Below are 14,022 nucleotides of genomic sequence, written 5' to 3'. Positions count from 1 at the left end.
GTCCGCCCGCTACTTCCGCAGCTCGAACGTCGTCGCGCCGACCTTGATGGGCGCGCCGATGTTCACGGGTACGGGAGAAGTCACGCGGGCGCCGTCGTGCCAGGTGCCGTTCGTGGAATCCAGGTCCTGGATCATCCACTGGTCGCCCCACAGCACCAGACGGGCGTGGTGGCTGGAAGTGTAGTCGTCGCGGATCACGAGCCCCGACTCGCTCGAGCGCCCGATGGTGAGGGGCTCGTTGCCGAGCGGGAGCTCCAGCCCGGTCTTGGGTCCGCTCGTGATCACGATCCGCGATGCGGAGGACGTCGTCGCGGGTCCGCCCGGCTGGGCGGACGCGGCGGACGCCACCGGCGCGACCGGCGCGGTGACCGCGGAGGCGGCGGCGGGGACGGATGCCGCCTGACCGGCCGCGGCGGTCGCGGCATCCGGCATCCGGCGCACCTTCACCCCGAACAGGTCGGCGCGCAGCGAGTACACGACGGCGAAGACGAACGCCCACAGGAGCACCAGGAAGCCGATGCGCAGCAGCAGAAGGGTCAGCTCGCTCATGCCAGCGGCCCCCGCTCCTGCGGGTCGTACGCGGCACGCGCGTCGAACGCGCGGGTGGCGTCGTCGACCGGTGCCGCAGGCCGCGCCGTCGCGGCCTGCGCGACGACGCGGAACACGATGTCGGTGCGCCCGATCCGGACGGTCGAGTCGGGCGGCAGCGCCGCCTCGCTCACCTTGCGGCCGTCGAGCAGCGTGCCGTTGGTCGAGCCCAGGTCGCGGACCATGGCGCGCTCGCCGTCCCACAGGATCTCGACGTGCTTGCGGCTCGTGCCCGAGTCGGCGACCGTGATGTCGGCGTCGCTGCCGCGGCCGATCACCGTGCGCGACTTCGTCAGCGGGATGCGGCGGCCCTCGACGTCCACGACGCCGCGCCAGGCGACGCGGCCGCCCTGTGCCGTCGTCGACTCCACCCGGAGTGTGCCGGTGGACAGCTCGTCATCCCGTCGCAGCGCGATCGTCACCGGACCGGCGAACGAATAGCCCTGTGCCTTGGCGTGCGCGTGCACGAGGGTGTCGAGCTCGTGCGTGAGCGCATCGCCGAGCGCCGAGATGCGGTCGTCGTCGGCCGGTGAGAGCCGCACGGTGAAGGTGTTGGGCGCGAGGATGCGGTCGCGACTGACCACGGCGGCCTTCTTGTCGAGTTCGCTGCGCAGGGCGGACGCGATCTCGACAGGCTGGATGCCGCTGCGAAAGGTCTTCGCGAACGCGCTGTTCACCGCGCGTTCGAGACCTTTCTCGAAGCTGTCAAGTAGTCCCACGGAGCTCCTCTTGAGGGGGGTGCCGGTTGCTACATGCTAATTGCACAGTCTGTGCCGGCGATGGATCGTGCTCGCGATCAGGCGAGTTAGAACCAGGCCGCGACGCATGATATCCTCGGCAAGTTGAGTTTCGCGGGATCTCCGGATGCCGCGACTCGCGCGAGTGGCGGAATAGGCAGACGCGCTGGCTTCAGGTGCCAGTGCCCGAAAGGGCGTGGGGGTTCAACTCCCCCCTCGCGCACAGCGCATCGAAAGCCCCCGGACATACCGGGGGCTTTCGGCGTCTCAGCCTCCGCCGAGGGCCAGGGGCGGGCGCATTATGCTCGCACCATGATTGGCCGGGACTCCGCCCAGGATGACAAGCCGCTCGACCTGCCCGGGGTCGATCCTCTGGGCGAGAGCGTGTACCTCGCCGTTCTCATGGCGGGACGCATCCGCGCACGCGAGGTGGCGGCGAAGCTCGGCCTGGATGAGCCGACCACGTTCGCGCGCTTGGAGGAGCTCCGCTCCGCGGGGCTCGTGACCCGGCTGGAATCGGCCGATCCGGAGTACTCGGCCGTTGATCCGCGCTTCGCCGTCCGTGCGCTGGCGGAGCAGCTGAGCGAGCAGACGCAACGGCTGCGCGAGGCCATTCCCGCGCTGGCGGACCACTTCGATGCGGCCGCCACCTCTTCCGCGGATGTGCCGCAGAGCATGTTCGTCACCGATCCGGATGCCGTCGCCGGCTGGTACGCCCGCCTCCAGCATCAGGCCGAGCGTGAGTTCCTCGCCTTCGACCGCCCACCGTACGTCGCGGCCTCCTTCGACCCCTTCGAATCCGCGGTCCTGGCCCGCGGCGTCCAGTGGCGCGCGATCTACACGGTGTCGAGCTTCGACCAGGGTGCGACCTGGGACGAGGTCGGAGCACTCGCCGAACAGGGCGAGCAGTCGCGCATCACGGACGATCTGCCCATCAAGCTGGTCGTCGTCGACCGCGCGGTCGCCCTCGTCTCGCTGAGCCTCGAGCCGGGCGAGGTGGTCGCGCTCGTCACCCATGCGCTGCCCCTGGTCGCCGCGTTGTGCACCCTCTTCGAGTACGAGTGGGCGAGAGCCGTTCCGCTCACTGCGGCCGCGCCCCTGCGCGGTCTGCCCGAGACGACCAGACGGTATCCCTCGCCGCAGACCGACGGCCCCTCGTCCGAGGATCTCTCCATACTGACGCTCATGGCCGTGGGGATGAAGGACGACGCCATCGCGCGCCGACTGGGCATATCGGCGCGCACGCTGCGGCGGCGCAGCCAGGAGCTCATGGCCGGCCTGGGCGCGAGCAATCGTTTCCAGGCCGGTGTGGAGGCGTCCCGGCGCGGCTGGATCTGACCGCGGATGTAACATCGGCGTTTCAACAGCTGGCCGGTTGAGGTCGGTGGCCATATCCGGCCAGAGCCGACGGCACGTGACCTCGCAGAATGAGGACCAGCTCGATCCACCCCGGGATCGCGCCGCACATCTCGAGGACCACCGTGACCCACTCCACTCGCGCGCCTCTGCGCACGACGGCCCTGTGCGCAGTCGTCGCGCTGCTGTCCACGCTCGCGCTCGCCATGACCCCGACCGTGAGTGCTGCGGGGGCGACCCCGCTGATGGCGGCGGCGCAGCCCGATCCCTCCGCCTACGACGACGGTCGCTACATCGTCACGCTCCGCGATGCGTCGGTCGCGACCTACCGGGGCGGTGTCCCCTCGTACCGCGGGACCCAGCCCGGCGAAGGTGACGAGCTGGATGTGCGCTCGAAGGCGGTCGCGGCCTACTCCGATCGTCTGGCGGCGGAGCAGGAGGCGGTCGCTGCGGATGCGGGCGCGGACATCGTCAGTTCGTACACGCTCGCCACGAACGGATTCACCAGTGCGCTGACCGCTCAGCAGGCCGCCGACCTCGCCGCCGATCCGCGCGTCGCCGCGGTGGTCAAGGACGAGCTCCTCCATCTGCAGACGGCAGCTCCCTCCACCGACTTCATCGGACTCAGCGGCGAGGACGGCGTGTGGGCCACTCTCGGCGGGATCGACGCTGCAGGTGAGGGTGTGGTGGTCGGGATCATCGACTCCGGTGTCGCGCCGGAGAATCCGTCGTTCGCCGGCGACGCGCTCGACGCCGACCCCGGCGCAGCCCCCTACCGGGACGGCGACACCATCGTGTTCGAGAAGGGCGATGGCAACCAGTTCCGCGGCACGTGTCAGACGGGCGACGCGTTCGAGGGCGACGACTGCACGACCAAGCTGATCGGAGCTCGGTACTTCGTGGACAACTACGGTGCGGACTACATCGGATCGGACCGTGGCGAGGTCGTGTCGCCTCGCGATGGCAACGGACACGGCTCGCACACGGCGAGCACCGCTGCGGGCAACGCCGGTGTCGCCGCGCATGTCGCCGGCAGGGACCTCGGCTCGATCTCGGGCGTGGCGCCGGCGGCGAAGGTCGCGGTGTACAAGGCCTGCTGGACCGGCCCGACCGCCTTCGACGACGGCTGCATGACGGGCGACCTGCTCGCCGCCATCGATGCCGCGGTCGCCGACGGGGTAGACGTCATCAACTACTCCATCGGCGGCGGCGGCGCCGTCAGCACCGTCGCGCTGACCGATCAGGCGTTCCTCGGTGCCGCCGCCGCGGGCATCTTCGTCGCCGCCTCCGCCGGCAACGACGGCCCCACCGAGTCGACCGTCGACAATGCGGCACCGTGGATCACGACGGTGGCCGCCAGCACCATTCCGAGCTACGAGGCGACCGTCCGCACGGGCGACGGCAGCGCCTACGCCGGTGGCACCATCGCCGACACCGCCGGAGTGAGCGGCCCCTTCGTGACAGCCAGCAGTGTCGCTGCCGCGGGAGCGGCGGACCCGCAGCTCTGCGGCCCCGAGACGCTCGACCCGGCCGAAGCCGCGGGGGCGATCGTCCTGTGCGAGCGCGGCGTCGTGGACCGGACCGCCAAGTCGGCCGAAGTCGCCCGCGCCGGCGGAATCGCGATGGTGCTGGTCAACCCGACCGCGAACTCGATCGACCTCGACGTCCACGCCGTCCCGACCATCCACGTCGACGCTGACGCGTTCGAAGCGCTGAAGGCCTATGCGGCGACCCCCGGCGGCACGGCCGCGTTCGAGGACGGCAACACGAGCGGCATGCCTTCCCCCGTGACCCCCCAGCTCGCCGGCTTCTCGTCGCGCGGCCCCGTGCTGGCCGACGGCGGCGACATCCTGAAACCGGACATCACGGCGCCGGGTGTGGCGATCCTCGCGGACGGCCGCAATGCCGAGGGTGAGGAACCGACCTTCGAGCTCCTGTCGGGCACCTCGATGGCCTCACCCCACGTCGCCGGACTCGCCGCACTGTATCTGGGCGCCCATCCCCATGCCGCGCCTTCCGAGATCAAGTCCGCGCTCATGACGACGGCATCCCACACGCTCGAGCGCGACGGGTCCGAGTTCACCGATCCCTTCGGCGAGGGCTCGGGTCAGGTCGCGCCGGCACGCTTCCTCGACCCCGGACTGCTGTTCCTCAACGGGATCGATGACTGGAACGGCTACATCCAGGGAATCGGCGCGGCGGACCTCGGAGTGCAGGCGATCGACCCCTCCGACCTCAACCTCGCATCGGTGGCGGTCGGAAGCCTCGCCGGCGTGCAGACGATCACACGGACGGTGACCGCGACGCGCCCCGGCTCGTACACCGCGACGGACGTGACCGTGCCGGGAGTCGATGTGACCGTGAGTCCGACCGTCCTCGAGTTCGCATCCGCCGGCGAGGAGAAGTCGTTCACGATCACCTTCCGTCGTGTGAGCGCGCCGCTCGACGTGTTCACCACGGGCACGCTCCGGTGGGCGGGACAGGAGGGTGACACCGCGGTGGTGCCCCTGGCCGTGCGGCCCAGCATCATCGCCGTCCCCAGGACGGCGACCGGAGAGGGCCTCGACGGGTCCCTCGAACTGCCGGTCGCGGCGGGCGAGACGATGGACGTGCCTCTCGCCGTCTCCGGCCTCGTCGCCGGCCGGACCGCGCGAGGTTCGGGCGCCACCGGGGCCGCTCCGGCCCGTCACGTCATCGAAGTCCCCGAGGGAACCACCTCCGCGCGGTTCGAGCTCGTGGGCGCCGATCCGCAGAGCGATCTCGACCTCGCGCTGTACCAGGTCGACGATTTCGGCGGTCTGCTGTACCTCGACCAGGCGACGTCGCCTGGAGCGGACGAGACCATCGTCCGCGCCGACCTGGCGAGCGGTGAATACGTGCTCGATGTCTCCTTCTTCTCCGGTGAGGGCGACCTGGACTACGAGCTGACCACCTATCTGCTGGGCGGCGACCCCGATGCCGGGGCGCTGCGCGCCGACCCGGCCGTGCTGACCATGCACATGGGTGAGACATCCCCGGCCACGATCTCCTGGTCCGGTCTGACACCCGGTTCTCGTTACTTCGGACGCGTCGCCTTCGGTGCGACGGGCGCCACGACCGACCTGTACGTGACGACGCCCGGCGAACCACCGGCGTCTTCGGATGAGCCCGCAATAGAGGTCTCTCCGGATTACGTCCGGCCGGGACGCACGTTCACCGTGGCGGGCGTCGGCCTTCCCGCCCGCACCGACTACGAGATCGCGCTCGACGGCACCGTCGCCACCACCGGAATCACCGGGGACGACGGGACGGCGGCGCGCCGGCTGACCCTTCCGGATGACGCGGCCGACGGCGCACACGAAGTGACGATCACAGTGGGGGATCTCCAGCTCACGGGCGGGCTCGTCGCCACACGGCTGCTCGTGCACGATGTGTTCGAGAACGTCGAATACCTCGCCGACGGTGGCGCATCGGTGTCGGCGGAGGTGATGTTCGGAGGCGAGGGCGTCGTGCACACGACGGTGACCAGCGCCGGCGGCACCGAGATGCTGCGCGAGGATCTCGACGTGTACAGCGATCCGATGTTCGAGGTGGACTCGGCGCGCACCACCGCGGTGCGACTCGCGCCCGGCGACTATGTGGTTCGGGCGTGGGCTGAGGGCGAGGAGGGCCCGATGCAGCAGAGGGAACGGGTGTTCGCCGTGGAGGAGACGGCGCCGAGCGCTCTCGCGCTCACCCGCAACGCGGACGATGAGAACGCTGTCGACCTCTTCTACGACAACTCCGTCGGTGCTGTCACGCAGGCGACCATCAGGTCGAAGACGTGCGCCGGCCCGCTCGTATTCGGCTCGGTGTGGATCGACAAGCCGGTGGTGACCGCGACATTCGACCTGACCGGCATCACCGGTATCGACGTGATCGTCGACGGCGAGGTCGCGGGCACGTACGCGAACACCGGCTCCGAGCGGTGCGCGGCCCAGACCGAGGTCTCGCACGACTTCTGGGTCGTGGCGTCGGACCCCTCCCTCGACGGATCGAGCCGAGCCGCCGAGGGGGTCACGCTCACCGTGAACAACCGGTATCCGGCCTACAGCGGCGGCTTCGACCTCTCGGCGGGCTACGGGTCCGACATCTACGGCGACCGCTTCTACACGGAGCAGGTCCCTCACGACCGGGTGACGGAACCGGGGCCGGTCGCGACCAGGACGATCGCCGCGGCGGAGGGCGAGGCGTTCTGGGTGCGCGCCAAGTACGAGGTGCTCACTCCCGACATCCACCTCTCGGCGCATCGGGTGGTCTACGCCACCGCCGTCCAGCTCGCCGATCTGCAGCCGGTCGTCGACCCGGGGACCCCTGGCCCCGGTGGTCCCGGGTCCGGTGACCCCGGCTCCGGCGATCCCGGCTCCGGTGCCCCCGGCGGCTCCGACGGCCAGCCGGCCGGCGGCAGCGGCGCGCACGATCTGGCTGCGACCGGCGGCGGTGCCGCCACTGTGCTCGGCATCGTGGCAGCGATCGCGCTGGCCGTCGGCGCAGTGCTCGTGCGGTCGCGCCGCCGAGGTCGCGCCTAGGAGCGGGAACGAGCGTCGTGGTGGGGTGGTGTGGCGCGCGCCGCATCACCCCACGGGCGCCCCATGGCCGGCGCGCGACGCCACGCCCGGCGAGGATCCGTGCGGTCGTCCGCCGCGTCTCAGCCTCCGCCGAGTCCATCGAGCGAAGGCACGAGGGTGAACACGATCTCCTCGGTGTCGCGGCCGAGACCGGGGGCGAAGTCGATGTTGCGCGAGACCTCGGTGAACCCGACCTTGGTCAGCACCGCTATCGAGCCGGCGTTGTGCGCGGCGGCGCGTGCGAACAGCGGGCGGATCGGCTCCCGCGAGATCAGCAGACGCAGGGCGGCCGTGGCGACGCCCCGGCCCCAGGCGTGGCGGGCGATCCAGTAGGTGACCTCGCGGTCGCCGTCGATGGTGAACGACGCAGCGGTGCCGGCGAAGCCGCCGTTCTCCGTGACCACGAACGAGAGGACGTCCTCGTCAGCGCGCTGGCGGGCGATCCACGCGTCGAATGCGGCGCGGTCGTCGGGATCCTCAGCCGTGAAGGCGGCCATGGCGATGGACTCGCGGTCGCGCATCATCTCGAAGATCGCGTCGAGGTCGTCGTCATCCAGCGCGCGCAGCTCGATGTGGTTCACCCGATCCACGCTAGTCACGGCATCCGACGCTGAGAAGGTCGGAACCGGCGACGCGACGGCGACCGGGCGGGGTTCAGGAGAGACCGTGGATGCTGCGCAGCAGCGTCTCGGCGCGATCGCCTTCCCGCGCCTGAAAGGCCTCGCGGAAGTTCTCGTACGCGGCGGTGCGGCCGAGCGGGCACGCGATCACCGGCTGCCAGCCGACCATGTCGCGCCGGATGGCGATCTCGTACTCGCGGATGAACTGCAGCAGGGCGGCGTTGCCGCTGGCACGGGTGACGACCGTGAAGAAGGCGTGGCTCGCCGCCGCGAGCGCGTCGGCATCGTCGGCCCGCGATGCGGCGATGACGTCGTCCAGCCGCTCGAGCGCGAGATCCATCGCCTCCACGTCGGCCCGTGCCGAGGTCATCCGCACGGCGACGCCCATGTTGTAGGCGACGAGTTCGATGGTGTCGCTCTGCCGCCGCGGCTGCGACACGCGCGTGTAGCGGTGCGGCGAGACCTCGACCAGCCCCACCCGCTCGAGTCGCTGCAGCGCTTCGCGCACCGGCGTGCGGGAGACGCCGAGCCATTCGGCGAGCTCATGGTCGCGCAGGCGCTCCCCCGGCGCGAGGCGGCCGTCGAGGATCGCTTCGCCCAGGCGCTCGTAGACCTCGTCTCCGAGCACGGCGCGGCTCGGCTCGAGAGGGACGAAGGGGGCTGTCATGAGTGGCACCAGTGTACGCCGGACGATTCACGCGCATACACCCCGGATCCGGCCGGATTTCCGGCCCCGAGGCGGGCCCGGGAAGCCCTTCATCTCGTGGAGCCCGGCCCTCGCTCTCGCGCTGATATATCGGTACGATGTCTCTGTCCACGTCTCCGACGTGGCCTATCCGGGGGGATCCGTCGACGCCCGGGCTTTCGAGCCTTGCTCAGCCCGGGCGTACGATGGGCCCGCGTGCCTGTCGCGGCGGTGTGCAACATTTGTGTCACCATCCGAATTGGGTCTCGCCGCGCGCCTGCCTCTTCACTACGTTGGAGTCAACCGCCGCAATTGCGGGGGGATCAACGAAGAACGGCAAGTAATGAGCACGCAGGGCACCGTCAAGTGGTTCAACTCGGAGAAGGGCTTCGGCTTCATCGCTCCCGATGAAGGCGGCGCAGACGTCTTCGCGCACTACAGCGCCATCGAGTCGAGCGGGTACCGCTCCCTCGAAGAGAACCAGCGCGTCGAGTTCGAGATCGCGCAGGGACCCAAGGGTCTCCAGGCTGAGAACATCCGCCCGATCTGATCGGCGGACCGATCGCTTCACGCGATCGAGGCCGCGGTACTCCGCCTCACTGAAGCGGATGCCGCGGCTTCGTCGCGCCTGGCGGGATCGGCCCGGCCGGCCGATCGCAGGCGGTGCGCCGCCGCAGCCTCCGCCGCCTGCCGCGTCGCCTCAGTCGCGCTCGCCGCGGACGAGCTCGATGCCCGCCCCGGCGAACTGACGCAGTGTCGCGTCGGGCAGGAACGCCCGCGTGAGTGCGCCGCCGATCCGCGTGAGGTCGCTCTCGTCGCGGAAGAGCAGGTACATCGTCTCGTACCGTGGGTGGAACTTCTGCTTGAACCGGTGCAGCGACTGGAAGCCGTAGACGGGCTCGAGCGCGTCGGCGAGCCGCTCGCTCAGCGCAGCGATCATGCCGGCATCCGCCGGATAGTCGTGCGCGAGCGGGGCGCCCGACAGCGACATGATCTCGGCGCCCTCCTCGGAGAACAGCCGCGCCGACGAGCCGATGAGGTACTCCATCACGGGACCGAAGCCGCCCTCGCGGCGGCGCATCAGGTCGAGCGTCCAGCCGCGCACGGTACCGCCGGCGCCGTGGACCGGCAGCCACGAGAGGAAGCCGTCTACGTCGCCGTTCGGTGCGATCGCCAAGGCGAGGCGCACCTCCGGATCCTCGGCCTCGACGAGCGTGCCGAGCGTGAATCCCATCTCGGGCAGCCCCTTGTCGCCGACCCACATCTCCGAGATCGCCCGCAGCTGCTGCTGCACGCCCCACGACTCGTCCTTGAGGCGCGTCATGCGGAACGTCATCTCCTCGCGCCCGGCCCGGTTGAGCGACGAGCGCACGGAGTTCCACCGCTTGCCGGTGAACTCGAGGCCCGGCAGGTCGACGATCGTGTCGTCGGCGACCACGATGCTCCGCCATGACGACGGCACGGCCGCGCGCGTCGCCTCGTCGGCGCTGAAGAAGCATGGCACGAGTCCTGCGCGCTCGGCATCCCCGATGAACTCCCGGACGGATGCCGCGCGCGACGCCGCGGGACCGAGCGGGTCGGCGAGGGCGAGCGCCACGCCGGCCCGCCGCTGGTAGGCGACGATGCCGTCGGCGGTGCGCGCGTAGCTGTTGCCCTCCCACGTGGTCATCCACGAGAGCGTGCCGCCGCCGTCGGCGTGCAGCATCCGCTTCACGTCCTCGACCGTCGGCGCGGGCTGCCGGCCGATCCGCGACGACCGGCGGGCGCGGAACGCGCGTCGCACCCAGATCAGGTACACGAGCATCAGCAGCCACATCGCGCCGCTCGCCAGCGCCAGCTCGGTCTCGCCGTCGATGGTGGCCTCGACCCTCGCCTCGCTCGCGAGGACGATGAGCCCGGCGATGAGCAGTGCGAACAGCACGTTGATCACGGCGAGGACGACGGCCACGACCCAGGTCCACCGTCGACCGCGCCGCAGCCCGTTGGCCACGATGAGGATGACGACGGTGTCGATGGCGAAGTCGATGAAGCCGCCCGAAGCCGGCCGGGTCGGGCCGAACGGGCCGTCGGTCGGGACCAGGATCGTGACGATCTGGATCGCGCCGAGCACGAGCACCGCGATGAATGCGATGAGCCGCTGCTCGCGGATCGTCGTGCGCTGGATGCGCAGCGAGCGGTCGACGAACAGCACCAGCAGCACGGCGAGCAGGTGCTCGAGATCGGCGAGCGAGCCCCAGAACAGCATCGCGACGAACACGAAGCCGAGCAGGACCAACCACGCCCGCACGCGCCACGGGCTGCGGAACAGGCCGACCGCCGCGGCGATGCACGCCATCGTTCCGCCCGAGGCCCCCACGTCGAGCGCCGCCGCCTGCGTCTGGGCCCATGCCCACGGCAGCTGCGAGAAGCCCCACAGCAGCAGCGCCGTCGCGAAGATCGCGAACAGCTGGCCGACCCAGTAGTACGCCAAGGCGATCCGGGTGCCCCGCCGGAACTCGAGGTACGCCATGCCGACGAACCCGGTGATCGTGAAGACGTACACCCACGGCTGGTTGACGAAGAAGGTGCCGGTGAGGGGCGTCCACCAGCGTCCCGCCTCGAAGGCGGGCAGTCCGTAGGCGACCACGCCGTAGAGGTCGGACTCCTCGAACGGGCGCCACAGACCCTGCCACAAGACGCCGACCACGAGGATCAGCGCGATCATGGTCAGCGTCCCCGGCATGCGCCGCACGACGGCGAGCACGCGGTTCGGTCTCTGAGTCGCCCCGTCGCTCATGCGATCACGATAGCGGCGGCGGCCGCCGCGCCGGGGGGAGGTGTGCCCCGGAACTCAGCGGGCGGAGGACAGGCGTGCGTAGTCGGCGAGGGCCTTGGCGTCCTCGGCGTCGCGCAGGGCGCGGCGGGCGGCGTAGAGTGCGGTGACCGGGTCCTCGGCCTGGCGGGCGCGCGCGAGCTCCTGCTGGGCCGACAGCAGTCGCGATCTCGCGTCGGCGCCGGCGCGCGACCGCGAGACGGACGCTTCGGCCTGGGCCAGGGCGCCGCGCGCGGCGGCGACGGTTCCGGCGAGGGCCGTGCGGGCGCCCCGCAGCCGCTGCTGCGCCGTGCGTGCATCGCCGAGCGCGAGGTCGAGGCGTCCGCGCAGGCGCGCGATGGCGTCGACCGTGCGGGTGGGGCGGCGCGCGGCATCCGTCTCGATGCGGTTCAGCTCCTGCTCGACGGCGTGCAGCTCCGCGCCGAGTCGCTCGGCATCGGGCGCGTCGAGGTGCTCGCGGGTGACCGAGGCCTGCCGGAGGGCGGTGCGAGCAGCCGAGATCTCGGCGGGAACCGCCTGCGCGGCCTGCAGCACGAGGCGGTGTGTCTCTTCGAGGTTGCGCGCGTCGGCCTCGGCCTGGCGGAGCGCGCGTTCGGCGGCGGCGAGGTCGGGCAGCGCGGTGAGCGAGGGATCGTCGGCGCGTGCGGCGGCGGCGTCCAGGTGGCGCTGCGCGACCGCGAGCTGCGACAGCGCCGCGTGCGCGGACTGGGAGGCGTCGCGCCACTCGTCCTCGGCGAATCGCGAGGACAGCTCCGCGACGAGTGCCGCCGGATCGCCCATCGATGCCCGCTGCTCGGCGAGACGGCGGCGTGCGGCGTCGATCTGACCGGCGGCCGACACGTTCGCGGTGACCCACGCGCCGTGCTCGCGGCGGGCTGCCGCCACGAGGGCGAGGGCTTCGCCGGCGTGCCGGTCGATGCGCGCCGAGCCCCGGCGGACCTCAGCGGGCGACACAGTGCCGTCGCTGATCGCGCGGTACTCCTCGAAGGCGTCGTCGCGGGCGTGCTGCGCGGTCAGGCGCGCTCGCCGCAGCGATGCCGGCGCCTCGCCGCCGTAGAGCGCACCCGAAAGCCCGACCTCGAGCTCGAGGTCGCCGACCTCGTCGTCGAGCCGAACCAGCGTCGCACCGGCTTTCGCCCGGGCGTGCTCCGCCGCAGCGCGGGCACGGGGTGAGCGGCGCGCCTGCCGCACGCCCCAGACGATCACGGCGACGGCGATCGCCGTCACGCCGAACACGACCAGGGCCGGCACCAGCCACCCCAGGATCGCGGCGGCGAGCTCAGGCATCCGCGACTCCGACGGGTTCGCTCGCACCCGCCGCACGCCCGGCGGTCTCGGCGCTCTCCGCGCGTGCGTGCTCCTCCGCCACGCCGGCGTCCGCACCCGTCGGCTCGCCCGCCACCAGCAGCAGCTCGCGGAGCTGGTCGACGTCTTCGACGACGGCCTGGGCGCCCTCCGCCTCGTGGGGCCAGCTGAACCCCCAGCGCACGAAGATCACCGGCACGCCCTGGGCGGCACCGCCTTCGACGTCGTGATGGCGATCGCCGACGAGCACCGGGCGGCTCGTGTCGACGCCGGCCGCGGCGAGTCGCCGCAGCGCCTCGGCGACGATGTCGGACTTCGCGCTCAGGGTCCGCTCGTCCGCCGTGGCGCCGACGATGGCGGTCAGCGAGGTCGACAGGTCGAAGTGGTCCATCAGGGCGACGACCTGCACCTCGGGCTTCGAGCTGGCCGTGGCCTGCGGGATGCCGGCGGCCGCGACATCCTTGATCAGCTCGCCCACGCCGGGGAACAGCTTGGCTCCCGTCGCGTAGCCGTCGATCTTGTTGAGGCCGCGGTAGAAGGCGACGGCCTCGGACGCCTGCTCCGGGGTCATGCCGACGTTCACCTGGAACGAGTCGTACATCGGCGGACCGATCCAGTGCACGAGCTCCGCGCGGGTGGGCGGACGCTTGCCGAAGTGCTCGAGGGCGATCGTGAGGCGGCGGAGGATGCCGTCGGACGCGTCGACGATCGTTCCGTCAACGTCCCACAGCACACAGGTCCACGGCGATCGGCTCGGCATGGGACCAAGCCTAAGCGGAGGCGGCCCCCGCTCCGAAGCCGGCCCCGACGTCTCAGCGATCGCGCCGGTGCACCCGAGCGAGGCGCGCCATCATCCGCCGGAGTTCGTCGATCTCGGCCGGCGACCAGTCGGCGAGCAGCGCCTGCATGTTCGTCTCGGCGGTGGACATGATCCGCTCGCCGATGCGGCGCCCTTCGTCGGTCAGGGCGACCAGCACGCCGCGGTCGTCGTCGGGCGCGGCGACCCGCACCGTGAGGCCCGCCTGCACGAGCCGCCCGACGATCTTGCTCATGTTGGTCGGCGTCATGCCGAGCGCGAGCGACAGGTCGACGGGTCTCATCGCCCCGTTGTACGAGAGCTGGTTCACGACGAGGAACATGCCCATGTCGTCGATCGGGAACGCGACCCTCGCCATGACGTCCCGCCGGACGCCGGTGCTGTCCGCCCAGTGCACGATCGACGCCAGCGACAGGCGCAGGTCGAGCGGATCGGCGCCGATGACGGGACTCAGGTCGGCGGAGGCGTCGGGGTCGACGTCACCTCGGGCCATCGTTGCTCGTTCCTCTCGGTGCC

11 protein-coding genes and 1 tRNA gene are annotated in these 14,022 nt (G+C 71.3%); 4 read left to right on the top strand and 8 right to left on the bottom strand.

The window, feature by feature from the left end; all coding sequences use genetic code 11:
- Positions 1–9: 9 nt before the first annotated feature.
- On the bottom strand, positions 10–549 hold the full coding sequence (locus tag Q9R08_RS02865) for an FHA domain-containing protein FhaB/FipA (protein ID WP_308866313.1): 540 nt from the start codon (positions 547–549) through the stop codon (positions 10–12).
- The gene (locus Q9R08_RS02860) at positions 546–1,307 is read right to left on the bottom strand and encodes an FhaA domain-containing protein (protein ID WP_308866312.1); all 762 of its coding nucleotides are present in this window, start codon (positions 1,305–1,307) and stop codon (positions 546–548) included. The genes Q9R08_RS02865 and Q9R08_RS02860 overlap by 4 nt, the downstream gene beginning before the upstream one ends.
- A gap of 157 nt (positions 1,308–1,464) precedes the next feature.
- Between Q9R08_RS02860 and Q9R08_RS02855 the strand changes: the two genes are divergently transcribed.
- The 3 genes from Q9R08_RS02855 to Q9R08_RS02845 all read left to right on the top strand — a co-directional run bounded on the left by Q9R08_RS02855 (position 1,465) and on the right by Q9R08_RS02845 (position 7,228).
- Positions 1,465–1,548, top strand: a tRNA-Leu gene (locus Q9R08_RS02855).
- A gap of 89 nt (positions 1,549–1,637) precedes the next feature.
- The gene (locus Q9R08_RS02850) at positions 1,638–2,663 is read left to right on the top strand and encodes a helix-turn-helix transcriptional regulator (RefSeq protein WP_308866311.1); all 1,026 of its coding nucleotides are present in this window, start codon (positions 1,638–1,640) and stop codon (positions 2,661–2,663) included.
- Between the two features lie 143 nt (positions 2,664–2,806).
- Entirely contained in the window at positions 2,807–7,228 is a 4,422-nt protein-coding gene (locus Q9R08_RS02845; protein ID WP_308866310.1) for a S8 family serine peptidase, read from the top strand.
- Positions 7,229–7,347: 119 nt separating this feature from the next.
- Here Q9R08_RS02845 and Q9R08_RS02840 read toward each other — a convergent pair whose 3' ends face one another.
- Entirely contained in the window at positions 7,348–7,848 is a 501-nt protein-coding gene (locus tag Q9R08_RS02840; RefSeq protein ID WP_308866309.1) for a GNAT family N-acetyltransferase, read from the bottom strand.
- 73 nt (positions 7,849–7,921) lie between these two features.
- Positions 7,922–8,554 (bottom strand): GntR family transcriptional regulator, encoded by a 633-nt coding sequence (locus Q9R08_RS02835; protein ID WP_308866306.1) that lies wholly within the window; start codon positions 8,552–8,554, stop codon positions 7,922–7,924.
- A gap of 361 nt (positions 8,555–8,915) precedes the next feature.
- Between Q9R08_RS02835 and Q9R08_RS02830 the strand changes: the two genes are divergently transcribed.
- Positions 8,916–9,122, top strand: coding sequence for a cold-shock protein (locus tag Q9R08_RS02830; RefSeq protein ID WP_137845695.1), 207 nt, complete (start codon positions 8,916–8,918; stop codon positions 9,120–9,122).
- 150 nt (positions 9,123–9,272) lie between these two features.
- Here the strand turns inward: Q9R08_RS02830 and Q9R08_RS02825 are convergent, their stop codons facing one another.
- From Q9R08_RS02825 to Q9R08_RS02810, 4 genes are read right to left on the bottom strand one after another with little or no spacing between them, the layout of a single operon-like run.
- A complete protein-coding gene (locus Q9R08_RS02825) occupies positions 9,273–11,348 on the bottom strand; it encodes a bifunctional lysylphosphatidylglycerol flippase/synthetase MprF (protein ID WP_308866305.1) in 2,076 nt (691 codons plus the stop codon).
- A gap of 54 nt (positions 11,349–11,402) precedes the next feature.
- Positions 11,403–12,671: a coiled-coil domain-containing protein gene (locus Q9R08_RS02820; protein ID WP_308866304.1), complete on the bottom strand. Its 1,269-nt coding sequence runs from the start codon at positions 12,669–12,671 to the stop codon at positions 11,403–11,405.
- Positions 12,664–13,449, bottom strand: coding sequence for an HAD hydrolase-like protein (locus Q9R08_RS02815; RefSeq protein ID WP_308866303.1), 786 nt, complete (start codon positions 13,447–13,449; stop codon positions 12,664–12,666). Before Q9R08_RS02815 ends, Q9R08_RS02820 begins: the two co-directional genes overlap by 8 nt.
- Before the next feature lie 52 nt (positions 13,450–13,501).
- A complete protein-coding gene (locus Q9R08_RS02810) occupies positions 13,502–13,999 on the bottom strand; it encodes a MarR family winged helix-turn-helix transcriptional regulator (RefSeq protein WP_308866302.1) in 498 nt (165 codons plus the stop codon).
- Between the last annotated feature and the right edge of the window lie 23 nt (positions 14,000–14,022).

Source organism: Microbacterium psychrotolerans, assembly GCF_031085295.1.
Lineage (GTDB): Bacteria > Actinomycetota > Actinomycetes > Actinomycetales > Microbacteriaceae > Microbacterium > Microbacterium psychrotolerans.
Note: the sequence above shows the minus strand (reverse complement) of the source record. Positions and strands in the feature narration are given on the sequence as shown.

What these genes read in the sequence shown, in the direction of transcription:
- Q9R08_RS02835 (WP_308866306.1), bottom strand. Translation starts at nt 8,554, where the DNA reads ATGACAGCCCCCTTCGTCCCTCTCGAGCCGAGCCGCGCCGTGCTCGGA.
- Q9R08_RS02825 (WP_308866305.1), bottom strand. Translation starts at nt 11,348, where the DNA reads ATGAGCGACGGGGCGACTCAGAGACCGAACCGCGTGCTCGCCGTCGTG.
- Q9R08_RS02815 (WP_308866303.1), bottom strand. Translation starts at nt 13,449, where the DNA reads ATGCCGAGCCGATCGCCGTGGACCTGTGTGCTGTGGGACGTTGACGGA.
- Q9R08_RS02830 (WP_137845695.1), top strand. Translation starts at nt 8,916, where the DNA reads ATGAGCACGCAGGGCACCGTCAAGTGGTTCAACTCGGAGAAGGGCTTC.
- Q9R08_RS02810 (WP_308866302.1), bottom strand. Translation starts at nt 13,999, where the DNA reads ATGGCCCGAGGTGACGTCGACCCCGACGCCTCCGCCGACCTGAGTCCC.
- Q9R08_RS02865 (WP_308866313.1), bottom strand. Translation starts at nt 549, where the DNA reads ATGAGCGAGCTGACCCTTCTGCTGCTGCGCATCGGCTTCCTGGTGCTC.
- Q9R08_RS02820 (WP_308866304.1), bottom strand. Translation starts at nt 12,671, where the DNA reads ATGCCTGAGCTCGCCGCCGCGATCCTGGGGTGGCTGGTGCCGGCCCTG.
- Q9R08_RS02850 (WP_308866311.1), top strand. Translation starts at nt 1,638, where the DNA reads ATGATTGGCCGGGACTCCGCCCAGGATGACAAGCCGCTCGACCTGCCC.